This is a genomic window from Nocardia camponoti (assembly GCF_014646135.1).
Taxonomy (GTDB): Bacteria; Actinomycetota; Actinomycetes; order Mycobacteriales; family Mycobacteriaceae; genus Nocardia; species Nocardia camponoti.
This window is the reverse complement of record NZ_BMMW01000001.1, coordinates 796,551-821,609: the sequence shown is the minus strand read 5'-3', so window position 1 is coordinate 821,609 and position 25,059 is coordinate 796,551. Positions and strand designations below refer to the sequence as shown.

24 protein-coding genes are annotated in these 25,059 nt (G+C 65.9%); 9 read left to right on the top strand and 15 right to left on the bottom strand.

Going from position 1 to position 25,059, the window contains the following annotated elements; translation table 11 throughout:
• Positions 1-30 precede the first annotated feature (30 nt).
• From IEX78_RS03715 to IEX78_RS03675, 9 genes are all read right to left on the bottom strand, one after another.
• Positions 31-1,095 (bottom strand): hemolysin family protein, encoded by a 1,065-nt coding sequence (locus IEX78_RS03715; RefSeq protein WP_188827276.1) that lies wholly within the window; start codon positions 1,093-1,095, stop codon positions 31-33.
• A complete protein-coding gene (locus IEX78_RS03710; RefSeq protein ID WP_188827274.1) occupies positions 1,088-2,449 on the bottom strand; it encodes a hemolysin family protein in 1,362 nt (453 codons plus the stop codon). The genes IEX78_RS03715 and IEX78_RS03710 overlap by 8 nt, the downstream gene beginning before the upstream one ends.
• 215 nt (positions 2,450-2,664) lie before the next feature.
• Positions 2,665-4,101 carry a GuaB1 family IMP dehydrogenase-related protein gene (locus IEX78_RS03705; RefSeq protein ID WP_188827273.1) on the bottom strand — a complete coding sequence of 479 codons (1,437 nt, stop codon included), beginning with the start codon at positions 4,099-4,101 and terminating at the stop codon, positions 2,665-2,667.
• Between the two features lie 125 nt (positions 4,102-4,226).
• Positions 4,227-5,651: a DEAD/DEAH box helicase gene (locus tag IEX78_RS03700; protein WP_188828214.1), complete on the bottom strand. Its 1,425-nt coding sequence runs from the start codon at positions 5,649-5,651 to the stop codon at positions 4,227-4,229.
• A gap of 242 nt (positions 5,652-5,893) precedes the next feature.
• Positions 5,894-6,829 carry a M56 family metallopeptidase gene (locus IEX78_RS03695; protein WP_188827271.1) on the bottom strand — a complete coding sequence of 312 codons (936 nt, stop codon included), beginning with the start codon at positions 6,827-6,829 and terminating at the stop codon, positions 5,894-5,896.
• A gap of 89 nt (positions 6,830-6,918) precedes the next feature.
• Positions 6,919-7,299 (bottom strand): BlaI/MecI/CopY family transcriptional regulator, encoded by a 381-nt coding sequence (locus IEX78_RS03690; RefSeq protein WP_188827270.1) that lies wholly within the window; start codon positions 7,297-7,299, stop codon positions 6,919-6,921.
• A 70-nt stretch (positions 7,300-7,369) separates the two neighbouring features.
• A complete protein-coding gene (locus IEX78_RS03685; protein ID WP_188827269.1) occupies positions 7,370-8,194 on the bottom strand; it encodes an ABC transporter ATP-binding protein in 825 nt (274 codons plus the stop codon).
• The gene (locus IEX78_RS03680) at positions 8,191-9,303 is read right to left on the bottom strand and encodes a FecCD family ABC transporter permease (protein ID WP_188828213.1); all 1,113 of its coding nucleotides are present in this window, start codon (positions 9,301-9,303) and stop codon (positions 8,191-8,193) included. Before IEX78_RS03680 ends, IEX78_RS03685 begins: the two co-directional genes overlap by 4 nt.
• An 80-nt stretch (positions 9,304-9,383) precedes the next feature.
• Entirely contained in the window at positions 9,384-10,430 is a 1,047-nt protein-coding gene (locus IEX78_RS03675; protein WP_188827268.1) for a FecCD family ABC transporter permease, read from the bottom strand.
• A gap of 111 nt (positions 10,431-10,541) precedes the next feature.
• On the opposite strand from IEX78_RS03675, the gene IEX78_RS03670 reads away from it, so the two are divergent.
• The gene (locus IEX78_RS03670) at positions 10,542-11,246 is read left to right on the top strand and encodes a hypothetical protein (RefSeq protein WP_188827267.1); all 705 of its coding nucleotides are present in this window, start codon (positions 10,542-10,544) and stop codon (positions 11,244-11,246) included.
• A 3-nt stretch (positions 11,247-11,249) separates the two neighbouring features.
• Here the strand turns inward: IEX78_RS03670 and IEX78_RS03665 are convergent, their stop codons facing one another.
• The 3 genes from IEX78_RS03665 to IEX78_RS03655 all read right to left on the bottom strand — a co-directional run bounded on the left by IEX78_RS03665 (position 11,250) and on the right by IEX78_RS03655 (position 15,050).
• Positions 11,250-12,290, bottom strand: coding sequence for an alpha/beta hydrolase (locus IEX78_RS03665; RefSeq protein ID WP_373291534.1), 1,041 nt, complete (start codon positions 12,288-12,290; stop codon positions 11,250-11,252).
• A gap of 875 nt (positions 12,291-13,165) precedes the next feature.
• Positions 13,166-13,687 (bottom strand): L,D-transpeptidase, encoded by a 522-nt coding sequence (locus IEX78_RS03660; RefSeq protein ID WP_229683683.1) that lies wholly within the window; start codon positions 13,685-13,687, stop codon positions 13,166-13,168.
• Between the two features lie 178 nt (positions 13,688-13,865).
• Positions 13,866-15,050, bottom strand: a complete 1,185-nt coding sequence (locus IEX78_RS03655; RefSeq protein WP_188827265.1) for an FAD-dependent monooxygenase — start codon at positions 15,048-15,050, stop codon at positions 13,866-13,868.
• Positions 15,051-15,132: 82 nt separating this feature from the next.
• Between IEX78_RS03655 and IEX78_RS03650 the strand changes: the two genes are divergently transcribed.
• The gene (locus IEX78_RS03650) at positions 15,133-15,846 is read left to right on the top strand and encodes a TetR family transcriptional regulator (RefSeq protein WP_188827264.1); all 714 of its coding nucleotides are present in this window, start codon (positions 15,133-15,135) and stop codon (positions 15,844-15,846) included.
• 196 nt (positions 15,847-16,042) lie between these two features.
• Positions 16,043-16,471 carry a PaaI family thioesterase gene (locus tag IEX78_RS03645; RefSeq protein ID WP_188827263.1) on the top strand — a complete coding sequence of 143 codons (429 nt, stop codon included), beginning with the start codon at positions 16,043-16,045 and terminating at the stop codon, positions 16,469-16,471.
• Between the two features lie 4 nt (positions 16,472-16,475).
• On the opposite strand, the gene IEX78_RS03640 is transcribed toward IEX78_RS03645, so the two are convergent.
• Positions 16,476-17,048, bottom strand: a complete 573-nt coding sequence (locus tag IEX78_RS03640; protein WP_188827262.1) for a DUF3761 domain-containing protein — start codon at positions 17,046-17,048, stop codon at positions 16,476-16,478.
• Positions 17,049-17,232: 184 nt separating this feature from the next.
• On the opposite strand from IEX78_RS03640, the gene IEX78_RS03635 reads away from it, so the two are divergent.
• The 4 genes from IEX78_RS03635 (at position 17,233) to IEX78_RS03620 (ending at position 21,233) form a co-directional block, all read left to right on the top strand.
• Complete coding sequence (locus tag IEX78_RS03635) at positions 17,233-18,753, top strand: alpha/beta hydrolase (protein ID WP_229683682.1); 1,521 nt, start codon at positions 17,233-17,235, stop codon at positions 18,751-18,753.
• A gap of 124 nt (positions 18,754-18,877) precedes the next feature.
• The gene (locus IEX78_RS03630) at positions 18,878-19,180 is read left to right on the top strand and encodes an urease subunit gamma (protein ID WP_188827260.1); all 303 of its coding nucleotides are present in this window, start codon (positions 18,878-18,880) and stop codon (positions 19,178-19,180) included.
• A gap of 8 nt (positions 19,181-19,188) precedes the next feature.
• A complete protein-coding gene (locus IEX78_RS03625; RefSeq protein ID WP_188827259.1) occupies positions 19,189-19,512 on the top strand; it encodes an urease subunit beta in 324 nt (107 codons plus the stop codon).
• A complete protein-coding gene (locus tag IEX78_RS03620; protein WP_188827258.1) occupies positions 19,512-21,233 on the top strand; it encodes an urease subunit alpha in 1,722 nt (573 codons plus the stop codon). The genes IEX78_RS03625 and IEX78_RS03620 overlap by 1 nt, the downstream gene beginning before the upstream one ends.
• A gap of 39 nt (positions 21,234-21,272) precedes the next feature.
• Here the strand turns inward: IEX78_RS03620 and IEX78_RS03615 are convergent, their stop codons facing one another.
• Positions 21,273-21,824 (bottom strand): winged helix-turn-helix transcriptional regulator, encoded by a 552-nt coding sequence (locus IEX78_RS03615; RefSeq protein WP_188827257.1) that lies wholly within the window; start codon positions 21,822-21,824, stop codon positions 21,273-21,275.
• A 92-nt stretch (positions 21,825-21,916) separates the two neighbouring features.
• Here IEX78_RS03615 and IEX78_RS03610 point away from each other — a divergent pair, with 92 nt between their 5' ends.
• Positions 21,917-23,128, top strand: a complete 1,212-nt coding sequence (locus tag IEX78_RS03610) for a pyridoxal phosphate-dependent aminotransferase (protein ID WP_188827256.1) — start codon at positions 21,917-21,919, stop codon at positions 23,126-23,128.
• A gap of 42 nt (positions 23,129-23,170) precedes the next feature.
• Complete coding sequence (locus IEX78_RS03605; protein WP_188827255.1) at positions 23,171-23,830, top strand: O-methyltransferase; 660 nt, start codon at positions 23,171-23,173, stop codon at positions 23,828-23,830.
• On the opposite strand, the gene IEX78_RS03600 is transcribed toward IEX78_RS03605, so the two are convergent.
• The gene (locus IEX78_RS03600) at positions 23,831-25,003 is read right to left on the bottom strand and encodes a cytochrome P450 family protein (protein ID WP_188827254.1); all 1,173 of its coding nucleotides are present in this window, start codon (positions 25,001-25,003) and stop codon (positions 23,831-23,833) included.
• Positions 25,004-25,059: the final 56 nt, after the last annotated feature.

Here is a 25,059-nt window from a genome sequence, read left to right as displayed (position 1 = left end):
GCCCGATGAGGATTCATCGGGCCATCAGCCTTATTCGGGGTCGCGGTGCGTCGTATCCCGCACGGTCCCAACGAATTCCTCGACGAGATCCTCCAACGCCACCACCCCAACGGTGTTGCCGCGCGCGTCAACAACGCGACCAAGGTGGCTGTTCGTCCGACGTAACCGGGCCAATGCCTCATACAGCGGCGTCGTCGCGGTGACCGTCGGCAGCGGGCGGATGTCGGTGCGGGGGATCACGGTGTCCGGACCCGCCGCGTCATCGGCGACCTTGTCCAGGACGTCCTTGATGTGCAGGTAGCCGACCAACGAGCCGTCGGCGGCGCGCACGGGGTAGCGCGAATAGCCGGTCTCGGCGACGGCCTTCTCGACGTCGCCGAGGGTGGTCCCGTTGCCGCGCAACGGCACCGACCGCGCTTTCGCCAGCGGCACCATGACGTCGCCGACGATGCGGTCGGAGGTATCAAGGGCCTGGGTGAGGCGACGATGTTCCTGCTCGTCGAGCAGACCTTCCTCCCGCGACTCACCAATCATCTCGGCCAATTCCACCGAAGACACGGTCGCGTCGAGCTCATCTTTTGGCTCGATGTGCAGCATCCGCAGTGTCATGTTCGCGGCGAAGTTGTACAGCGCGATGAGCGGTCGCGCGATCCGCAACCACATCAAATGGATCGGCACTAACAGCAACGCCGAGCGTTCCGGCCCAGCGAGCGCGATGTTTTTCGGCACCATTTCGCCAAGCAGAATGTGCAGAATCACCACGATGGTCAACGCGAGCGTAAACGCGACCGGGTGCAGCAGTTGATCGGGCAGCCCAACCAGGTCGAACGGCGCTTCGAGCAGATGCGCCACCGCCGGTTCACCAACGCGGCCGAGCAAAATCGAACAAATGGTGATGCCCAACTGGGCGGCGGCGAGCATCATCGACAGGTTCTCACCGGCGGCGATCACCACGTTCGCCTTCTTTTTCCCTTGTGCGGCAAGGGCTTCCAAGCGGTCGCGACGCGCGGAGATCAGCGCGAATTCGGCAGCGACGAAAAACGCGTTGCCCGCGAGCAGGAGGAACGTGAGCACGAGCCCGAAGAGGTCACCCATGCGCGTGCTCCCATGCTTGCACCTTCGCCTCGTCGATGGGCATCAGCCGCACCCGATCGATGCGTCGACCGTCCATCCGCTCGACCTTGGCCAACCAGCCGCCGTCGCCTTCCCAACCACGCGAGTCGGGCAGGATCACCTCGTCGCCGGAATGCGGGATGTGGCCGAGCTTGTTCATCACTAACCCGCCGAGCGTTTCGTATTCGCCTTCGGGCGCGTCGTAGCCGGTCGCGCGCGCCACTTCGTCGATGCGCAGCAGACCGGAGCAGTCCCAGCCGTCCGAAACGCGCCTGACCTCGCGTTCTTCCTCGTCGTGCTCATCGCGCACGTCGCCGAGGATTTCCTCGATGAGGTCTTCCATCGAGACCATGCCTGCCGTGCCGCCATACTCGTCAACGACGAACGCGACCTGCATCCCATCGGCGCGAACACGTTCCAGCACCTCATCGCCGTCGAGGCTCGCTGGCACGATCGGCACCGCCTTCGCCAACTGACTCAGCGGAATCTGCTTGCGCATGCTCGCCGGGTGGGTGAACGCCTGCTTGACGTGCACAACACCGAGCGCGTTGTCGAGGTCGCCGTCGATGACCGGGAACCGCGAATAGCCGGTGCGCGCGGCGGCGGCGATGAGGTCGGCGATGGTGTCGTCGCGATCGAGGGATTCGACCTTCACGCGTGGGGTCATGAAATCCTCGGCGGTGCGGTCGCCGAATTCCAGCGACCGGTCGACAACCAACGCGGTGCGCTGATCAAGCGACCCGCGCTGCGCCGACGTCCGCACGAGCGAACCGAGCTCTTCGGGTGAACGCGCCGACCGCAATTCCTCGGCGGGCTCGATGCCCATCCTGCGGACCAGCCAGTTCGCGGTCCCATTGAGAAATTTGATCAGCCATTTGAAGAATGCGGAAAACGCGATCATTGGGCCCGCGGTGAGTCGCGCGACCTTCATCGGCTCGGCGATCGCGATGTTCTTCGGCACGAGTTCGCCGTAAATCATCGACAGCGATGTCGCGACGATGAGCGCGGTGACCAGCGCGACGCCATGCGACGCACTCTCGGACAGGCCGATCGCACTCAGCAGCGGGTCGATGAGCTTCGCAAGCACCGGTTCGGCGATAAAACCGGTGATCAGTGTGGTGATCGTGATGCCCAACTGGGCACCGGAAAGCTGAAATGACAGCGTGGAATGCGCTTTTTTGACGAGCCGCGAGCGGGCGTCGCCTTCGCGCGCTGCCGCGTCGACAGTGCTGCGCTCCAGCGCGGTGAGGGAGAACTCGGCGGCGACGAACAACGCGGTACCGAGGGTGAGTGCGGCGAAGCCGAGCAGGCTCAACACCGTGATGACAACAGTCATCGTCGGCACCGCCCCTCCGGTGACCGGACTAGATCGTGCAGGCGAGACGACGCCGAGAAAAGGAGGACGCCGGGTTTGTCACCCGGCTCCGTAGAGGAGCCCTCCTTTGTGGCGCCCTGAGACGCGGGTGACAACTGGGTCCTTTCGAAGAACGACGATGTCGTATCAGGATAGTGGGGCGTGCGCTCGCGCGTCCACGCCCCACCCTCGCAAGATCACCAACCGCTGGGCAGCGGGCGACCTTCCGCGAAACCGGCAGCCGACTGCACACCGAGCACAGCCTTCTCGTGGAACTCGGGCAGCGAACGCGCACCGGCGTAGGTGCAGGAGCTGCGGACACCCGAGGTGATGTGGTCGATGAGATCCTCGACGCCGGGACGCTCGGGGTCGAGACGCATCCGCGAGCTGGAGATGCCCTCTTCGAACAGCGCCTTGCGGGCACGGTCGAAACCGCTGTCGGCGGCGGTGCGCGCGGCGACGGCGCGCTTGGACGCCATGCCGAAGCTTTCCTTGTACGCGTTGCCGTCACGGTCGACGCGCAGGTCGCCGGGCGACTCGTAGGTGCCAGCGAACCAGGAACCGATCATCACGTTCGACGCGCCAGCGGCGAGGGCGAGAGCCACGTCGCGCGGGTGGCGGACGCCGCCGTCGGCCCACACGTGCACGCCCAATTCCTTTGCGGCAGCGGCACATTCGGCAACGGCGGAGAACTGCGGGCGACCGACACCGGTCATCATGCGGGTGGTGCACATCGCGCCGGGGCCGACACCGACCTTGATGATGGTCGCGCCCGCTTCGGCGAGGTCGCGGGTGCCTTCGGCGGAAACAACGTTGCCCGCGGCAAGCGGAACACCGAGGCCGAGGTCGGCGATCGCGCGCAGCGATTCGAGCATCTTGGTCTGGTGACCGTGCGCGGTGTCGATGACGAGCATGTCGGCACCGGCGTCGACGAGGGCCTTCGCCTTGCCAGCGACGTCGCCGTTGATGCCGACGGCGGCGGCGATGCGCAGCTGACCGTTAGCGTCGGTGGCCGGGGTGTAGATGCCAGCGCGGATCGCGCCGGTACGGGTCATCACGCCTGCGAGGGTGCCGTCGGCGTTGGTGAGGCCGGCCAGGTCAGTGCGTGCTTCGGCGAGGAGTTCGAAGATGTCACGCGGCGACGTTTCGACCGGCGCGGTGACGAAATCGGTGATCGCGACCTCGCGCAGGCGCGCGAACCGGTCGACGTCGGCGCAAGCGGCCTCGGTGACAACGCCGACGGGCTTGCCGCCTTCAACAACGACGACAGCGCCGTGCGCGCGCTTGTGCATGAGGGCCATCGCGTCGGAGACCGAGCGGTCGGGATCGAGCGTGACCGGGGTGTCTGCGGTGAGCGACCGGCTCTTGACGAACGCGATGGTGTCAGCGGCGGCCGAGAGGGGCAGGTCCTGCGGCAGCACCACGAGGCCACCACGACGGGCGACGGTCTCGGCCATGCGACGACCAGCGACAGCGGTCATGTTCGCGACAACGAGAGGAATGGTGGTGCCGGACCCATCGACGCTGGCCAGGTCGACATCGAACCGGGACGCTACCTCGGTCCGGTTAGGGACGAGGAACAGGTCGTCGTAAGTCAGGTCGTAGGCCGGCTGGGCTCCGGGAAGAAATCGCACTGGGCCAATGATAGCGGGGTGAGGCGCGAGTCGAGTAATCCGGCCCGGCGCGGGGAATTCGCGTGTCCCATGGGGCAGGTGAGAAACGTGTGGCCGAACCCAATCGGGTTCGGCCACACGGACTTTCAGTTAGCCGAGCGGTTGCGGCCACCCGACGCGCCCGCGGGACGCGCGGTGCGACGCCGCGAATTCATCGGCGTGTCGCCCGTACGGGCGTGTCCCGCTCCTGCGGGTTTGCGCCCACGCGACTCGCCCGTCGGCCGATCGCGACGCTCACCGGTCGCCGGACGATCCCGACGGGCACCGCCGCTCGCGCCACGCGCGCTCGACGCGGCCTCAGCGGCGGTCTTGCCGCGACGCGGTCGACCGCCACCGGCCGTGCGGGTCTTGGCGGGCTGTTCCTGGGCTGGAGCGCCCGGGGTCGCGAGCGGCACGCCACTCGGCCTGCGCGCGCCGGTGATGTCGATGAGCTTGCGGTCGCCCGGTCGCACCTCGACACCGTCGACCGAGATGCCCGCCTTGCGGGTCATCGCGTTGACGTCCTTGCGCTCTTCGCCAGTGACCAGCGTGACGACGACGCCTTCCTCACCAGCACGGGCCGTACGACCAGCGCGGTGCAGATACGCCTTGTGTTCGGCCGGGGGATCGAAGTGCACGACCAGCGAGACACCGTCGATGTGAATACCGCGCGCGGCAACGTCGGTGGTGACAAGCACCGGAACCGAACCGTCAGCGAACGCCGCGAGCGTGCGGGTGCGGTTGTTCTGCGCCTTGCCGCCATGCAGCGAACCGGCGGCCACACCAGCGCCACGCAACTGCTTGGCAAGGCGGTCAGCGCCGTGCTTGGTGCGCACGAACATGATGGTCAGACCGTCGCGGGCCGCGATTTCGGTGGCGACATCGCGCTTGACGAACTTGTCACGCACGTAAAGCAGGTGATGCGACATCGTCGAAACGGCGGCAGCGGGCGGCGCGGTGGAATGCGTGACCGGGTTATGCAGGTACCGCTTGACGAGCTTGTCGACGTCGCCGTCGAGAGTGGCCGAAAACAGCAGGCGCTGGCCCTCTTTCGGCGTGCGGTCGAGCAGCTTGGTGACCTGCGGCAAGAAGCCCATGTCAGCCATGTGATCGGCCTCGTCAAGGGCGGTGATCGCGACATCCGACAGGCTCGCGGCACCCTGCTTGATCAGGTCGTCGAGACGGCCCGGGGTGGCGATGAGCAGGTCGACGCCACGCGCGAGCCGGTCAGCCTGACGCTTGATCGGCGCGCCGCCAACCACCGAGTACACGCGAAGGCCGAGCGAAAGCGCGGCTTCGTCGAGCGCCTTTTCGATCTGGCTCGCCAGTTCACGGGTGGGAACGAGGACGAGACCGCGCGGGCGGCCCGGCTTGGACGACGAGCCGGTGAGGCGGGTCAGCATCGGCAGCCCGAACGCGAGGGTCTTGCCCGAGCCGGTCGGCCCGCGACCCAGCACGTCGCGACCAGCGAGCGCGTCGCCGATGGTGGCCGCCTGGATCGGGAAGGGCGCGGTGATGCCCTGGTTGCGCATGGTCTGTACAAGCGCGACCGGCAGGCCTAGCTCGGCGAACGTCGGCGTTTCGATAGTTGTCGTGTCAGTTTCGGTATCTGAGGAGGACAAGGGTGCCTTTCGTTGGGCTGCGAATCGCGCCGGGAGGATCCGGCAGTCGATCACCCGAACGACGCTCGTTGGCGCGGACGGGGCGCGGCCCAGCAGGAAGGACCGGGCTCCCACGATAGGCGTGTTACGCCACGGTTGGGTAAACCGCCAGCTCAGCGGAACAGTCGAGTGAGCTCTTCGAGCCACGGAACGGCAACAGCGAGCGTCGGAACGACGAGGATCGCGGCCGAGCCGAGATAGGCGGCAGTGGCCACGCGCACGTCGCCGGTGGGGCCGGCCAACCGTTGAATGCGGATGAGCGTGGTTGGCCCGCCCGCGGCGAGCGCGCCCTGCGGCGCTGTCGATTTCGCACACGCGACAAGGGCACGCGCGAGCGGTTTCGGACCGGTCGCCTTGACGGCGGAATCGTCGGCGAGCAGTTCGATGAGCAGCTTCACCGAACCAAGCGCGGCCTTGCTGCGGACAACGCGCGGAAATGCCTCGTGGACGGCGGTGAACGCTTCCAAAACGAGGTCGTGGCGGGCGCGCAAATGCGACCGTTCATGGCTGACGATGGCCGTGATCTCGGCATCGTCGAGGTTGGTGAGCGTGCCTTCGGACAGCACAACGCGCTGGCGCAATCCGGGCAGGCAGTAGGCGATGGGTTCGGTCGCGGCGAGCACGCGGATGTCAGCGGCACGGCGAACAGGACCGGACTGGTCAAGCAAATCGACGAGCATGCGATGCCGTGACCTGCGGCGACGCGTGTGAATACCGACGCGCACGATCGAGAAAATCAGGCGCGCGCCGATCATGAGGGTGAGCGCGAAAACCAGCACGTACACCACCCACAGCGGCAACCCGAGTGCGTCGATTTCCTTGGTTGGTGAGGTGGTCGGTCGGCCGTCGGGGCCGGGAACAAGCAGCATCGACGCGATCGCGAGACCTGAGCCGAAGGCGCTCAGCACAGCGGCGAGCGCGATGGCCTGCCAGAGCACAAGCGCGGCGCGTGGCGTGCGATGGACCCACCTGGCGCGACTAAGCAGCGCTGGTACCGGCCCTGCGAGAAGCAAGGCGAGCCCGGCGAATACTGCCGCGGTTGCGTTCATCGACTCTCACTGCGTCGTCATTTCCGAACCCCCGAATCTGGAAGATCTAGGGGATGGCGCTCACCTCATTGTGAGAGCCGCCAGGGAGTCTAACCCCTGTTTTCGTCGGATTCGAGCTTCGCGAGGGCCTCGCGCAACGCATCGGCCTCGTCTTTGCCCACTTGTTCGACGAAGTGGACCAGCGCGGCGGCCCGCGAGCCAGCCTCGTCGGCCTGCTGCAACGCGTCGACCATCAGGCCGGCGACCAGTTCGTCGCGGGTGTGCACGGGTGCGTAACGATGAGCGCGATCGTCGCGGCGTTGCACGACAAGATCCTTCTTCGCCAAGCGCTGGAGCACGGTCATCACAGTCGTGTACGCGAGCTCGCGTTGCGCGGCCAACGCTTCATGTACTTGCCGCACCGTCAATGGTTCGTCGGCCGACCACAACTGGTCCATGACCGCTTTTTCGAGTTCGCCCAGTCCTGCCATTCCCTGATTTTACGGACTCAACGACGGACGTGCGTACTACGGGTCGTCGTAACTCGGTATTTGCTGTGTGTTATTGCTCATATCCGACAGCACCACGCACATGACGCCGCCCGATCGGAATGATCATCGGCCGGTCAGAGACCGGATCGGTGAGCACAGTGGCATCGAGACCGAAAACCTCGGCGAGCAGTTCGGCGGTGATGATCTCGGTCGGGCTGCCCTGAGCGACGATGCGGCCTTGCGCCATCACGATCAGCTGGTCGCTGTAGCGGATCGCGAGGTTGAGGTCGTGCAGGACCATCACGACCGTGCGGCCGTAGTCGGCGTGGAGTTGGTCGACAAGGTCGAGCACCTCAAGCGAATGCGCGAGGTCGAGGTAGGTGGTCGGCTCGTCAAGCAACAGAATGTCGGTGCCCTGTGCCAGCGCCATCGAGATCCACGCGCGTTGGCGTTGGCCGCCGGACAGTTCGTCGAGGGTGCGGTCGGCGAGGTCGGCGATGCCGGTTTGGGCCAGCGCGGCGGCGACCTCGGCTTCGTCGTCGGCCGACCACTGGCGCAACCAGGACTGATGTGGGTGCCGACCGCGCGCGACGAGGTCGGCGACGGTCAGGCCCTCCGGGGCGATCGGCGTTTGCGGCAGCATGCCGATGACCCGGGCGACGTCTTTGGTTTTCAGCGACGAGATCGCTTTACCATCGAGGACGACCTGGCCGTCGCGCGGGCGAAGGAGTCGGCCAAGAGACTTCAGCAGCGTCGACTTACCGCAGCCATTCGGCCCGATCACGGTCGTGACCACGCCCGGCGCGATGGTGACGCTCAGGTTGTCGACGATCACGCGGTCGCCGTAACCGAGGCTGACGTCCTCGGCGGCGAGGCGATGCGAGGTCGTTGTCATGCGAGGGTGGCCTTCCGATTCATGCGAACGAGCAGGTAAAGCAGGAACGGGCCGCCGAAGGCCGCCGTGACGATGCCGACGGGCAGGTCAACCGGCGAAACACCGCGTGCGACCACGTCAGCGCCGGTCACGAGCGCGGCCCCGACCAGCGCCGACGCGATCAGCGGTTCGCCCGGCGTGCGGAACGCCATGCGGGCGATCTGTGGTGCGGCGAGCGCTACGAACCCGACCGGTCCGACCGCCGCTGTCGCGACCGAGGCCGCGACGACCGACGCGCCGATCAGCAATGCCTGCTGAGACTGGATCGAGACGCCGAGCACCCGCGTTGACTCCTGCCCAAGCTGCAATGCGGCGAGCGTGCGACTCGACCCCAGCGCGACCACCGCGACCACCGTCAGCGCGACCGCAGCGGGAATGAGCCTGCCTGCATCGGCCGCGTTGAGCGACCCATTGAGCCATTGCTGCGCGCGGGTGGCGTCGGTGAGGCTCGCCCGCGTGAGCAGCCAACTGATCACCGACATCAGCAGTGCGTTAACGCCAATGCCGATGAGTACCAAGCGAATTCCGCTCGCACCTCGTTCGGCGCGACCCCACGCGAGCGCGTAAATCGCTACCGCCGTGAGCAATCCGCCCGCCAATGCGGCAAGCGGTGTGCCGACGCTGACGAGCAGCCCGGTGGTCGCGCCACCCGCGCCGACGAGCACCGCGACCGCGCCCACGCTCGCGCCGGTGGTGATGCCAAGGACGTCGGGTCCGGCGAGGCGGTTGTGCAGGATCGACTGCATCAGCGCACCCGAAAGGCCAAGTGCCGCACCGACAATCGTGGCCGTCAGCGCGCGGGGGAGTCGGGATTCCATGATGATGAACCGCTGCGATCGGGTGCCGCCACCGGTCAGCACGTCGATCACGCGCGACAGTGGAACGTGCGTTTCGCCGACGGCGATGTCGAGGCAGAACAGGGCGACGACGCCGATCGCGAGCGCGAGGACCGCGAGCGTGAGGCCGGGGCGGAAAACCAGTGACAGCGGGCCAAGGCGCAGCGCGGGTCGAACGGCCCGCACCGCTGTTGCCGCGTCGGCGCGCACACCAGTCGCTGGCGAGGGTGTCATGCTGCCGATGAGGTCGGCGCCGCCCAGTTTCGCGTCCAGCGGCGTCGGCTTAGCAAGGCCGGGGCGGTCGGCTTCGGTGCTCATATCGCAACCACCCTCTTGCGACGGACAAGCGCGAGGAAGAACGGTGCGCCGATCGCGGCCAGCATCACGCCAACTTGCAACTCGCCCGGTCGCGCGACAACGCGTCCCGCAATGTCAGCGACAAGCAACAACAGCGCGCCCATCACCGCCGAATACGGCAGCAACCAGCGGTAATCGGGTCCGGTGATCGTGCGCGCGAGGTGCGGAACAACCAGCCCGAGGAACGCGATCGGCCCAACCGCCGCCGTCGCCGCCCCGCTCAACAGCACCACCGTGACCAACCCAAACGCGCGCGCCCGTTCGACGTTCACCCCAAGCCCGCGCGCGACGTCGTCGCCGAGTCCAAGCAAGTTCAGCCCGGGCGCGGCGGCCAGTGCCATCACCGCGCCGACCAGCAGAAACGTTATGACCTGCCAGAACACGTTCGCCTCGCGACCGGCGACCGTGCCGACCACCCAGAAGCGGTAGGTGTCGAGCGCGGAGTTGTCGATGGTGATCACCGCGTTCGTCATCGCCTGTAAAAACGCCGTCACCGCGGCACCGGCGAGGACGAGGCTCAACGGTCCCGCTTTGCCGCCACCGGCTGAGGCGGCGCCGAACACGACGACGCCCGCGATCGCCGCGCCCGCGAAGGCGAACCAGATGTACTGCGAAGGCGCGGTGAAGCCGAACAAAAAGATGCTCAACGCCGCGAGAAACCCCGCTCCCGCATTGAGTCCCAACAAACCGGCATCAGCGAGCGGATTACGGGTATACCCCTGGATGAGCGCGCCCGCGATGCCAAGTGCCGCCCCGGCGGCGATGGCGAGCGCGGTGCGAGGCAGACGCAGCTCACGCACGATTTCCTCGGCCACTGAGGTGGCGGGGCAGGTGAATGGCCCGCCCGCACAGCCGAGGGCGTGGGTGAGCGCGTCGGTCACCGTCACTGGCGACAGCGAACGGGTGCCGATGGCGATACCCGCTATCGCCGCGACGGCGAGCAGTACGCAGAGCAGGAGCAGCCCAGTCAGACGACGACGTCTGATGGCGCCAGGGACTATCACGGCGAACAAGCACTCCTGACTCGAACCAGACACGCGTTAATAAAGTCTGGTAAGCCTAACCTATGTTCCGTGACAGCATCGTCGCGGGAACCGAGCGTTCGAGGAGGTTCGATGTCCGAGCCGGTCACCATCGTTTCCACCACCGCCCCTGCGGCGTTCGACACCGCGTGTGCCCAGGTGCGTGCGCTGCAACCCGAGCATGTGCGGGTGTACGCGGTCGCCGCGATGGCCGACCAATCCAAACGCCGATGGTGGCAAATCAACGCGGGGCTCCACGAGGGTCGCGTCGAACTGATGTTCCGTCGCCACGCCAGCGAGATGGCCAGTCGCGACATGGCCGCCGAGGTCGTCGCCACCGCGCTCGCGCACGCGATCGTCGGTCGCGTCACCGCGCTCTATGTGCTCTCGGCCCGTGCGTGGGATCCGGGCCGCGACAACATGTGGATTCACCACGACAACGACGGCGGCATCGACTGGGCTGGCGTGTCCGACACCATGATTCGCGTTGTCGACGGCGACCCGTGCGTCGGCGAGGAAGGTGTCGCGACCCTGCCGTGCGAGGCCGCGATGGCGGTGTGGCTCGCGCAACGCTGCGCCTCAGCGCTAATCCCGTTGCAGCAGGTGCTAACTCGCGCATCGGGGTTGCCGCCGCGTCGCTTCTGGGCGCTTGTTGGCGAGTCGGTGATCGGTGCTGCCACGTACGCGCCCGCGCTCGGCGGCAGCGACGCGGTCGCGGGCGCGCGCCGAGGTCAGTTGTTGCTCACCGCTTTTGAAGATCGCGGGCTGCCGGTGCGGCGCACTGGACCAACTCGATAAGCGTCAGCTGATGCCGAGCGCGGTCGCCATCATCGGCCACGACTGATGCAGGTCGTCCTGCCAGTAGCCCCATGAGTGCGAGCCGGTCGGCTTGATGTTGTACGTAATGTTGGTTCGCCCAAGGGAATTGGTGCGCTGTTGCATCATGACCGTGCAGTAGGCGGCCGCCGCTTCGATGGTGCCGCCGACGAGCATTTGGCTGTTGAGCATTGTCTGCGCGTCTTTGCCGCTGATGTGCACGCGGGGGTTCGAGAGCGAGTCGTACTGGCCGGGCAGGCCGGAACCGGTTGCGATGTAGATCGGAATGTTGGGCAGTCGGGCGGCTTGCACGTACGGGTCGTGCTCGGCCCACGCGGCGTCGCCCGCTTTGCCCCACATGTTGTCGACGTTGCCGCCGCCCATGCGCACGACGGTCGAGACGAACATGCGGCCAACGGGATCCGACGTCATCGCGCATCCGCTGTAGGCGGCGACGCTGCGGTAAAGGTCAGGGGCCTGAATGGCGAGGTCGAGCACCGAGGTGCCTGCCATCGAAATGCCCGCGATCGAGTTCACGCCAGTGGTGTTGAGGGCGGCGTCGATCACCGGGGGGAGCTCTTTGGTCAGGAAGGTCGCCCACATATTGCGACCGTTGTTCTTGAGGTTCTTCGCCAGCATCGCGTCGGGTGCGTGCCAGTCGGTGTAGTAGCTGAACGCGCCTTCCATCGGCATCACGACGTTGACGTGCTTATCGGCGAAGAAGGTCGCGGCGTCGGTCTGGGCGTCCCAGTTCGCCTTGTCCTCGCCACCGCCCGCGCCGTTGAGCAGATACAGCGTTGGCGCTGGTGTCGACGTGTCGGCGGGGCGCATCACCCGCAGAGCGATCTCACGGTCCATCGACGGGGAGTAGATGCGAAGCTCGGTGCTCTGCCCGGTGTCGGTGCGACTCACCACCGTTGCCTCAGTCGCCGCGGCGGCGGGCGCGACATCGACAAGCACCGGCGTGGTGGCGATGGCGAGGGCGCACGCGGCGGCCATGACGCCACGCAGCATTTCGTTCTTCATCAGTTGCGAGCCTGCTGACTTCTTCTCGATGACGGGCGAAAACGGGAAGGAGGCGACCGTGTCGGCGGTCGCCTCCTCAACCACACTTACTCTCTGAGCACTCTTCTTACAGCGGGGTGGGCGTGCCACCGCTGAGGGTGATCAGGCCATGCACAAACGGCATACCGAGGTTGCTGAGGTTGGACGAGCCGGTGATCAGCAATTCGCCAAGTGATCCCATGTGGTGAAACTCCTTGTGATGGTGGTGTTTTCAGTGATTGGCGAATCCCCTACTGGGGGAAAACGCCGGTCAGCGAGCCCAGGAAAATGCCGCCGAGACGGTCGGCTTCGCCTGCCGACTGCATTCCGAGGAGGGTGGCGATGAGCAGATCAGCTGCGGAACCCATGGGGTAACTCCTAGTTTCGAGATGTCGTGCGGGAGGACGTGGTTAGAACAGGCCGTAAGGGCCACCACTCATCGTGGTCAGCGCGTTGACGATGGTGTTGCCAACGGTGTTGGCGCTGCCCAGGGTGATGTCGAGGATTTCGTAAACCGAACCCATTTTTTAGCTCCTTGGTGATGGAAGAATCCGCCGAAGTGCGGATTATTTGCCCTGAATCGAGCCCATGAAGGTCTCGCCCAAGCCGTCGAATCCCATCAGCGAGCCGATGTTCATGGCGAAAATCAGGACCAGGTCGTCCAGTGAACCCACGTGTTTCTCCTTGTGGCGCTTGCACGTTTTGCCGCTTATCAGCGACGGGTCAGAAGTCTGGCAAGCGGTTGTTTCACTCAACCTGATTTGTTCTTTTTGTTCTTTCCTGATGGAAAGATTCGTTTAGGCAAAAAGAAAACCGGGAGGCCACCTGCTCGCCTCCCGGTGTGAATTGTGGTGCGGTTATTCGACGACCTCAACGATGTCGCCCGGCTCCAACCAGTCGAAATGCGCTTTCGCGCCCTCGGGGGTCAGTCGAATGCACCCGTGCGATTGTTCTTCGGTCGGCCCGATGTGGTAGGCGATATCGCCGTTGAAGAACACCGCGTATTCCATCGGCGCGTTATGCAGCGTCGACCAGTGGAACGGCTTCTTGAACGCCACCCGGAACACCCCTGGCGGCGTCTCGTAACCGGGCCGTCCGTGCGACATCGGCGACGGTCCGAAGGTGGTCTTGCCGTTGTCCATCAACCACGCGTTGTTGGTCGACAACTGAAGGCACGCACGGGCTTTCTCACTGCACGGCGCGACGGCAGGGGGAGGTGCGGGCGCGGGTGCCGGGGGCACGATCGCGGGAACACCGGGCACATCAGGCCCGCCCGGCCACAGTGGTTCGGCATGCGCGGGACCGGCGATCACCGACCCGAACGCGACCAGGCACAACGCCGCCCGAATGGCCAAGCGGGGAATGGAACGACTACTCACGAAATCTTGCCTCTCTCGCTGCGCGCACGGCGGGTTTCGGGCCCGGATCGCACGCTTTGACAACATCGACACAAGCCTCGAAACATAGAGGTCACCGTTGATCATGGATGATGGGTTTCCCGCCGTTTCGTCCGGGTCGCGAAAAGGGTGCGGGGGACACGGGATTGGGCGAGGTTGCCTACGCGGCTCCCGGCGAGCCAGGGCGAAACACCCGCGCGGCGATCGGTCCGAGTGCCATCACGCGGGTGAGCCGGTTGCGCAACCAGATCGCGGTGTCGCTGCCCGGAATCAGCAGCGCACCAGCCGTTGTGACCGAGCGTTGTCGGGCACGGACCGTCGGTCGCATCGCAGTTTCGTAGCGGGCGAACGCGGTCGGGTAACTGTCGCCGACCGCGAGTTCGGCGGCGAGACGATGCGCGCCTTCGATCGCGAGGGTCGCGCCCGCGCCGGACAGCAACGTGGCGCAGTAGGCGGCGTCGCCGACGAGTCCAACCCGTCCAACTGCCCAGCTGCGCAACCGCATTTGGGTGATGGCGTCGAGGTAGAAGGTGGGGTCGGCGGTCGCGGCGTCGAGCAGGGCGCGCGTTTCCCAGCCGCCGTCGCGAAATTCGCCGCGCAACAGGGCGCGTTGGGCGTCGGCGTCGCGGGGGATTTCCTGGTCGCGCGCGGTGCGGAAGGCGAAGAACGCGGTGCCGTACGGGTGGTTGCCCGAGCGTGAAATTCCGGCGGCGTGACCGGGGGTGTTGTACAGGGTGACGGTGCGATTGGCGCCGATGTCGCTGGGCACGGTCGCGGTGGCGAAGGCGAAGCCGAGTGGATGCGCGCCGACCGATGCTGGACCGAACGCGAGCCGACGGACATTCGAATGTAGGCCGTCCGCGCCGATGACGAGGTCGAATTCGCGTTGCTCGCCTGAGGAGAAGGTAACGCTGACCGGGCTTTCCGTGGGTGTCGTTCCGGAAGCGGTCGGTAGCGCGGTGATCGTTTCGCCGAAGCGGTATTCGACGTCGTCGGCAGTGGCGCGGTGCAGTACGGCGGCGAGGTCGCCGCGCATGACCTCAAGGTCACCAGGATCTGACAGCGCGCCGATCGGAATGCCGCCAACTCGCCGCCCCCGCGCATCGACGAAGGCGAGCTCGGCGATGTCGGTGGCGAGGCCACGCAGGGTCGGCAGGAGGCCCATCGACTCGATGACGTCGAGCGCGCCGCCGCGCAGGTCGACGCCGTTGCCACCGGGGCGCGGTTCGGGATGCTGCTCGACGATGGTTGGCGCGAAACCCGCGCGAGCGAGCCAGTAGGCGAGGGTTGGTCCGGCGATGCTCGCGCCGGAAATAAGAACACGAGTGGGCTGACTGCGCGGCATGAGAACTCCTCTAGAGCTGACCGATGGTCAGTTTCAACGCTAGAGCCCTGACCGTTGGTCAGTCAAGGGCTAAACTGGCAGCGTGAGTGACAGGCCAACTCGTGAGCGCATCCTCGTCGTCGCGATGGAGCTGTTCGGTGCGCACGGGTACCACCGCACCAGCGTGCGCGCTATCGCCGAACAGCTCGGTATCTCGAAAGCTGGTGTGCTCTACCACTTTCCGAGCAAGTACGACATTCTTGCTGGCCTGGCCGAGCCGCTGCTCGAAGCGATGGCGGCGACCATTGACGACGCGGCCGAAGCGGCCGCTGCCGACCCCGTCGTCGCTCGCACGCGGGTACTTGAAGGGCTGCTCGACGTCTTCATCGCGCATCGCTATCTGCTGCGCCTGAACGTCAACGATCTCGCGCTCGCCGCGCCCGGCTCGATCTTCGACCGGTTCAGAAACACGATGATGGCGGCGAATCGGCTGGTAGCGGGGCCGCGCCCGACCTTGCCTGAGCGGGTGCGGGCAGCGCAGGCGCTTGGCGCGCTGTCCGATCCCGTCGTGTTGTACGCGGACGAGGACGTTGCCCGGTTGCGTGCGGCCGTCCTGTCGGGGTTGGCCGCGTTGTATCCGCCAGCGACCGCCCCCGGGTCGCGTGGGCGTGGACGGCCGAAAACGCTTGACGCCGAGGCGATTTCGCAAGCGCATGCGATGAGTGCCGCCGGGTGCGGTGCGGACGAAATCGCCGCCGAACTGGGGATTTCCCGCGCGACGGTCTATCGCTATCTCAACCTGTCATTACGCGACTAATTATGAGACTAGTGAGACAGTACGGAAACGGTTGACGACTTAGGTAAGCCTGACCTATTCTAACGGCGGCGTACAGGCGAGCCGGTGGTCCCGAGGGCTGCGGTTGACCCCCTTGTCGGTGCCGCGGCGGGTTCGCTCATCAGCGAGCCCGCCGCTCTAGTCCAGTCCCGTTCGGTGGCGGTGTAGAACAGACACCATGAGCGAAAAGCCACTGTCTCTGGCCAACGTCGACGCCGAGTTCATGAACAAGGCGGCCGAAGGCACCTTCACCGACCTCATCGGTTTGCGTTTCACCGAGGTCGGCCCCGACCTCGTGCGCGCCGAATGGGAGGTCACGCCCAAGCTCTACCAGCCCGCTGGCATCCAAAACGGCGGCGTGTACTGCACCGTCATCGAAACCCTCGCCAGCGTTGGCGGTGGCGTGTGGTTCGGCGACCGTGGTCAGGTCGTTGGCGTCAACAACAACACCGACTTCCTGCGCGCGGTCAGCAACGGCATCCTCACCGCCGAGGCCACCCCGATTCACCGTGGCCGCAGCCAGCAACTGTGGGTCGTCGTTGTCACCGACGCGGAAGGTCGCACGATCGCGCGCGGCCAGGTTCGTCTCCAGAACCTGACCGCCTGATTCGTTAAACCGGCCGCTTGACCCCACCGTGGCTTGAGCAGGCACCACTTTCGTGCTTGCTCTCGGAGTAGGTGCCGTCATTGCATTCGAAGGTGTCGCCCGGCTCGGGCGCGGGTTGCGACTGCGGCCGGGTCACGCACACGCCGTCGCTATTGCGGTAGCTGTCCTCGCCGCACTCGAACGGATCGCCTGCGCTGGGCGGGGCCTCGGGCTCCGACTCGGGCAACGAGTCCGGCGCTAATTCGGGCGCTGGCCTCGCTGCGGTCGTCCGCAGGGGCGGCGGTGGCAGCGGCGGCTCCGACGAGGGCGGTGGCAGCACGGGCGGAACCGACGGCACGGCCGGTTCGGAGAGGACCGTCGACGGCGGTCGGACCGGCGGAACCGTCGGGGCGGGCACCTGTTGTTTCACATCCCCGCCCTGATCGGGCACGGTCGTCACCGCACTGGTAGTCCGCGAAGTGCTCGACGTGGGCGCCGGATCGTCATCGGTCGTTGATGTCGAGCACCCCACCGCCCCACCAACGAGCACCGCCGCCGCGGCGGCCACAACTACGTCTCTGATTACCTTTCGGATCATGCGTCATCACCTGGTTGATGTCGACAAACTCGGCCGTAATGCGCCCCCCATTCTGCGCCCCCCAAGTCTCGTTAACATCTCGTTAACCCCCCGGACAGCGCAGCCTCGAAACGCCTCAGTCGGCAACGTCGGCAATCCTCTGGCAAGATCCCGCCAAGCGTTTCAGGCGATTTGGGGGATTTGGGTGTTGCGAGGGTTGCGGGCGGGCGTGGTGGTCGCGATCGGGCTTGTTCTCGCGGTGACGTCGGTCGGGTCCGTCGCGCACACCGCGAGACATACCCCGCCGAATCCGGCGCTCGCGCGGTTCTATCACCAACAACTCACGTGGCAGTCGTGCGCGGCCTATGTCGAACTAGCTGATGAACGCGCCCGCTGCGCGTGGGTGCGCGTACCACTCGACTACGCGCGACCTAGCGGGCAGACGATCGAGATAGCGATCTCCCGCATCCCAGCGAGCGGGAAGCGCAAGGGCGCGTTGGTTTTCCTGCAGGGCGGCCCCGGCTACTCAGGCTTGTGGCTCGCCGATCAGGCGCGCGACACCGAGGTCGCGCAGCGGTTCGACCGCATCGGCATCGACCCTCGCGGCATCGGCGCGTCCCGGCCCGCCGTGCGTTGCGTGAGCCATGCGGAAATCGACGAGATGCGCGCGGAATTACCGATTCCCAACACCCCGACGGGAATAGCCCATGCGGAGGCTGACGCCCGCGACTACGTCGACGCCTGTCTCGCCGAGAACACCCCAGACCTGTTGGCTCACATCGGTACTCGTGAGGGCGTCCAGGATCTCGACATCGTTCGCGCGGTTCTCGACGAAGAAAAGCTCACGGCGGTCGGCTACTCCTACGGCACCTTCACTGCGACGATGTACGCCGAACGTTTCCCCGACCGCGTGCGCGCGCTTGTGCTTGATGGGGCAGTCGACCCGTCGCTGCCCGCCGACGAAAGAATGGTCGCGCAAATCGCCAGTTTCCAGTCCACGTTCGACGCTTTCGCCGTGGCGTGTACGCGGCTGGCAGTCGACTGTCCGCTTGGCGACGACGAGGCGCGAGCCAATGATGTGCTGCGCCACCTTCTTTCGCCGCTGCTCGCCGCGTCGGCACCCACGCTCGACCACCGCGGACTGAGCTATTACGACGCCGAGCAGGCTATCATCGGCGCGCTTTACCGCGATGCGAACTGGGAACTGCTCACTGACGCGTTGCGCGAACTCCGGGACGGGCGAGGCGATCTCCTGCTCAAGCTGGCGGACTGGCAGTGGGAACGCCGCCCCGACGGCACCTACCCGGGTCACGGCGATGCGGGCTCGGCTATTTCCTGTGTCGACAACCGCGCCGCCGCCGACCGGGCGAGTCGAGCTCGCGTCGACGCCGCCTACCGCCGCGCTGCTCCGTTCCTCGACGACGGCAGAGCGACCGGGCAAGCGCCACGCGACGTCTGCGCCTTCTGGCCAGTACCAGCCACTTTGCGAGCGCATCCGGTCGACATCAAGCACCTCCCACCCACCGTCGTTGTTTCCACCACCGGCGACCCGGCAACTCCGCACGCCGAAGGCATCGCCCTCGCGAAGCAGCTGAACGCGCGCCTGCTGACTTTCAGTGGCTGGCAGCACACGGTCGTCTTCGATGGCAACGTCTGCATCGACTACGCGGTCACGCGTTACCTTGTTGATCTCGTGCTGCCCCCACCGGACATCGTCTGCGGTTAGCCCGGCCCGCGTTACCGTCTCGTTAACATCTCACCCGTCTGGCCAGGTCAGCTACCGATGACGAACCACACCTGTCGGTATCGCGTGCCAGAATGTCGCAACTACCGACCAACGAGGAGACCTGATGCGCCTGTCCCCGCACGAGCAAGAACGGCTGCTGCTGAGTTACGCGGCCGAGCTGGCCCGCCGCAGGCAGGCGCGGGGGCTCAAGCTCAATCATCCCGAAGCCATCGCGCTCATCACCGACCATGTGCTTGAAGGCGCGCGTGACGGGCGCACGGTTGCCGAGCTGATGTCGTCGGGGCGCGAGGTCCTCACCCGCGACGACGTCATGGACGGCATCCCGGAAATGATTCACGACGTGCAGGTCGAAGCCACCTTCCCCGACGGCACCAAGCTCGTCACCGTCCACCACCCCATCGGATAGGGCAAGCCATGATTCCTGGTGAATACCTGTGCGCTGAGGGCACAATCGAGCTAAACCCCGGCGCCCCGCGCACGTCGCTTGAGGTGGTCAACACCGGCGACCGGCCCGTTCAGGTGGGCAGCCACGTCCACTTCCCGCAAGCCAACGCGGCATTGAGTTTCGACCGCGCCGCCGCCCACGGCCTGCGCCTCGACATCCCCGCTGGCACCGCCGTGCGCTTCGAACCTGGTATCGCCCAACAGGTTTCGCTCGTCCCGATCGGCGGCAGCCGTGAAGTGTATGGCATTAGCACCACCCCTCCGGGCCGTCTCGACGCGCAGGAAGAGAACTGATGACCGAACTGAGCCGCGCCCGCTACGCCGAACTGTTCGGCCCAACCACGGGTGACCGCATTCGCCTCGCCGACACCGACCTGCTCATCGAAATCACCGAAGACCGCAGTGGCGGACCGGGTCTCGCTGGCGAGGAAGCGGTGTTCGGTGGCGGCAAAGTGCTGCGTGAGTCGATGGGCCAGTCGCGCGCCACCCGCGCCGACGGCGCCCCCGACACCGTCATCACCGGCGTGATCATCATCGACCACTGGGGCATCATCAAGGCCGACGTCGGCATCCGCGACGGCCGCATCAGCGCGATCGGCAAAGCGGGCAACCCCGACACGATGTCGGGCATTCACCCCGACCTGGTCGTCGGCCCGTCCACCGAAATCATCGCGGGCAACGGCCGCATCCTGACCGCGGGCGCGATCGACTGTCACGTCCACTTCATCTGCCCCCAGCTCCTCGACGAAGCGCTCGGCGGCGGCATTACTACCCTCATCGGCGGCGGCACCGGCCCGGCCGAAGGGTCGAAGGCAACCACCGTCACGCCGGGTTCGTGGCACCTGGCGCGCATGCTCGAATCGCTCGACCACTGGCCGATGAACATCGTGCTGCTCGGCAAGGGCAACACGGTCAGCGAAGAGTCGATGTGGGAGCAATTGCGTGCTGGCGCTTCCGGTTTCAAGCTGCACGAAGACTGGGGCTCCACCCCCGCCGCGATCGACGCGTGCCTCACCGTCGCCGACCGCGCTGGCGTGCAGGTGGCGCTGCATTCCGACACCCTCAACGAGGCCGGCTTCGTTGAAGACACCCTCGCCGCCATCGCCGGTCGCGGCATCCACGCGTACCACACCGAAGGCGCGGGCGGCGGGCACGCACCCGACATCATCACTGTCGCTTCGCATCTCAACGTGTTGCCGAGTTCCACCAACCCGACCCGCCCGCACACGGTCAACACTCTCGACGAACACCTCGACATGCTCATGGTCTGCCACCACCTGAGCCCGTCGATCCCCGAAGACCTCGCCTTCGCCGAATCCCGCATCCGCCCCTCGACTATCGCCGCCGAAGACCTCTTGCACGATCTTGGCGCGATCTCGATGATCGGTTCGGATTCCCAGGCGATGGGCCGCATCGGCGAAGTTGTGATGCGCACCTGGCAGACCGCGCACGTCATGAAGCGCCGCCGCGGCGCGCTGCCGGGCGACGGTAAAGCCGACAACGCGCGCGTCCAGCGCTACATCGCGAAATACACCATCTGCCCGGCCGTCGCACACGGTCTTGACGATGAGATTGGCTCGGTTGAGGTCGGCAAGCTGGCCGACCTTGTCCTGTGGGAGCCCGCCTTCTTCGGCGTCCGCCCGCACGCGGTGCTCAAGGGCGGCATGATCGCGTGGGCGGCGATGGGCGACGCGAACGCCTCCATTCCCACGCCGCAGCCGGTGTTGCCGCGCCCGATGTTCGGTGCGGCAGCCCCTGCCGCTGCGGCGACGTCGGTCCACTTCGTGGCCGAACAGGCCATCGAATCAGGGCTTGCCGATCGTCTCGATATTCGGCGAAAGTTGGTGCCGGTCAAGAATGTTCGCCGCGTCACCAAGGCCGATATGCCGCGCAACGACGCCATGCCGCACATCGAAGTCGACCCCGACACGTTCACCGTGCGCGTCGACGGCGAGGTGTGGGACGAACAACCGGCAACCGAATTGCCCATGGCCCAGCGGTACTTCCTGTTCTAAGCCGGATGGCCCGCCGACTTCGGTTGGCGGGCAACGGGTTTAGATCTGCAACCTACTGCTGCCAGTCGCGATCGCGGTGGCCTCAGCCAGGTCCAGTCGCACTTCGTGATCAGGCGAAGCGGCGGCCCCATCGTGGTGCGTCACGCCGTCGGCGCTGATCACGTAATGCAATACCGTTTCGCCGATGTGGACGGTGACGGTCCCGGCGGGAATCGCCTCGGCAACCGCGTGCCCGAGGGGGAGTGCGAGCCAGTGCGCCCGCACCGCGTCGGTCGGGTTGCGCTCACCAAGGCGCGGCATGCCCCACACCGAAAGCGCGTCAAGCACCGGACGCAACCCCAGCCCGTCTTCGGTCAACTCGTAGCTCGACCGCATCCCATTGCGGTGGTGCACGATAAGCCCTTCGCGCTCAAGGTCTTTGAGGCGAGTGGCGAGCATGTCGGTGCTGATCCCAGGCAGGTCGGCGAACAGGTCGCTGTATCGCCGTGGGCCAGCACATAATTCGCGAACAACGAGCAGCGTCCATCGGTCCCCGACGAGGTCGAGTGCGCGACTGACCCCGCAGTAGTGGTCATAGCTTCGGCGTGGCACAACCCCAGCTTAGCCCTATGCTTGGAAAAACCAAGTGAGATCTTGGAAAAACCAAGTAGTGTGGTCGGCAACGAGACTTCGGAGGGATAACCATGCAGTTCAAGCAGTCGTCCAAGCTGTCAGGTGTGTCGTATGAGATCCGAGGACCGGTCGCTGAAGAAGCCGCGCGGCTGGAGGCCGAAGGGCATCACATCGTCAAACTCAACACCGGCAATCCGCTGACGTTCGGCTTCGAAGCGCCGCCAGAGTTGTTGCAGGACATGGTCAGATCGCTCCCGACCTCCACGGGGTACACCTCATCCAAGGGCCTGCTGCCCGCTCGGCGCGCGGTGGTGCAGTACTACCAAACGCTCGGCGTGAACGACGTGACCGTCGAAGAGGTTTTCCTCGGCAACGGGGTCTCTGAGCTGATCATGATGGCGATGACCGCCCTGCTCGAAAACGGCGACGAAGTGCTCGTTCCCGCGCCCGACTTCCCGCTGTGGACGGCCGCGACCGCGCTCAACGGCGGCAAACCGGTCCACTACGTGTGCGACGAAGGTGCCGACTGGTACCCCGACCTCGCCGACATCACCGCCAAAATCTCCGACCGCACCCGCGCGATCGTGCTGATCAACCCGAACAACCCCACCGGCGCGGTGTACCCGCCCGATGTGTTGCGCGACATCCTCGAGATCGCCCGCAGGCACAATCTCGTTGTTTTCGCCGACGAGATTTACGACAAGATCTACTACGACGACCTTGAACACACCGCCGTCGCGTCGTTGGCTCCCGATCTGCTGTGCCTGACCTTCTCCGGTCTGTCGAAGAACTATCGCGCGTCCGGTTTGCGTTCGGGCTGGCTCGTTGTGTCGGGTCCGGTGAAGCATGCCGCGAGCTATCTCGAAGGTCTCACCATGTTGGCCGGGCTGCGGCTGTGCGCGAATGTTCCTGCGCAGCAAGCCATTCAGGCCGCGCTCGGCGGCTACCAGAGCATCTACGACCTCACCCTGCCCGGCGGCCGACTGCGCGAGCAACGCGACCGTGCGTGGGAAGCGCTCAACGCGATTCCCGGCGTTTCCTGCGTGAAACCGAAGGGCGCGCTGTACGCGTTCCCGCGCATCGACCTCGACATGTACCCGATTCACGACGATGAAAAGTTCGTCCTCGATTTGCTCCGGCAGGAGAAGATGCACATCGTGCAGGGCACCGGCTTCAACTGGCCGCGCCCCGACCACTTCCGCATCGTCACCTTGCCGCATGCCGATGAACTGGAGGCGATCATCGAGCGGATTGGTCGCTTCCTCGCGACTTACCGACAGTGATCACGCGCGAAATTCACTGGTCGTTCGGGCAGACTTGCTCCCATGACTACTCCCACCGCCGCTGACGTTGACCGCTACCTCGTCGACAGCCTGATCGGCGCTGACGCCGCGCCCGCGCTCGTCGCCAATGCCGAAGCCGGATTGCCGCCGATCGACGTGTCGCCGCCGCAGGGCAAGTTGCTCAACCTGTTGGCGCGCAGCATTGGTGCACGTCGCGTGCTCGAAATTGGCACGCTCGGCGGGTACAGCACCGAGTGGTTGGCGCGGGCGGTTGGCGACGGCGGCACGGTCGTGACCTTGGAGTTCGAACCGCGCCACGCCGCCGTCGCCCGCGAAAATCTCGATCGCGCTGGTGTTGGCGACCGCGTCGATATTCGGGTTGGCGCCGCCCTCGACACCCTGCCGGAGGTCGCCGAAGACCTCGGCGACCCCTTCGACCTTGTTTTCATTGACGCCGACAAGGTCAACAACACCAATTACGTGCAGTGGGCGTTGCGGCTCACCCATCCGGGCTCGGTGATCATCGTCGACAATGTCGTGCGCGGCGGTGCGGTCGCCGACGAGCAGTCGGCCGACCCTAACGCCCAAGCTGGGCGCGATCTTGTCGAATTGCTCGCTGCCGAACCAACTTTGGATGCGACGGTGATCCAAACCGTCGGGTCGAAAGGCTGGGACGGTTTCGCCTACGCGGTGGTCGTCTAACTACCGCAACAGCACCGGTAACGACGTCAAGCCGCGAATCAAAGTGCTTGGCTGATAAGACAATTCGGCGGCGTCTGGGTCGATGCGCAGGTTCGGGTACCGCTCAAGCAACGCGGTGAACGCGATCTGCGCTTCGAGCCGAGCCAGCGGTGCGCCAACGCAGAAGTGGATGCCGTGGCCGAAGGCGAGATGGCCGGTTGTTGGCGCGTCGAGGTCGAGTTCGTCGGGGTTGGTGAAGTGGGCGTCGTCGTGGTTCGCTGACGGCAGTGCGACGAAAACCAGTTCGCCAGCGGGGATTTCGGTGTTGCCGATGGTCACCGGCTCTTCGGTGTAGCGGATGGTCGACAGGTTCACCGGGCCGTCGAAACGCAGCAGCGACTCCACCGCGGCGGGCACCCGGTCGAGGTCGGCGCGCAGCGCGTCCCACTGGCCGGGAGCGCGCAGCAGCGCGGTGACACCGTTGCCGATCAGGTTCACCGTCGTCTCATGCCCGGCGACAAGCAGTAGGAACGCCATCGCGACGAGTTCTTGCTCGGACAATCGATCGCCGTCGTCAGTGACACGGGTGAGTTCCGACAGTAGGTCGTTCCGTAAGTACAAGGCCATTTCGAGGACGGAAGTGCGGCGGGCATCCTCGTCGCGACCGACCACGCTGAGAATCGACGACGTCCACGCCTGGAACTTCGCGCGGTCTTCGAACGGCACTCCGAGTAGTTCGCAGATCACCGTGATCGGCAGGGGTTCGGCGAAAGCTTTGATGAGGTCGACTCGTTCGGCGTCGCCGATGTCGTCGAGCAGCGATGTCGCGATGTCGACGATGTGCGGGCGCAGGCCAGCGACGGCGCGCGTGGTGAATGCCTTGGTGACGAGCTTGCGAAGGCGCGTGTGCTCGGGTGGGTCGGTGGCGAGCATGTGGCTCAGCAGGGCGACGGCGCGCGGGTCGGACGCCGCCGTTTCGTCACGCTTGGTTTTGATTACGGCCAATGCACCCGAAAATGATTTGCGCAGAAGGGGATTCGCGAGCGTCGCACGGCCATTGGCGTAATCAGTGACGATCCACCGCACGACTCCATCCGGGAAACGCACCGGATGCGCGCCTGCCCCGGTGGCCCGCCAGCGGCGGTAATAGGAGTGGGGGTCGGCGAAGAAGTCGCTATCGATGGACTCAAGCATGTTTCGACGCTACCCGCGCTGGTCGTCGGTCGACCGGCCCTGATCGACGACCAGCG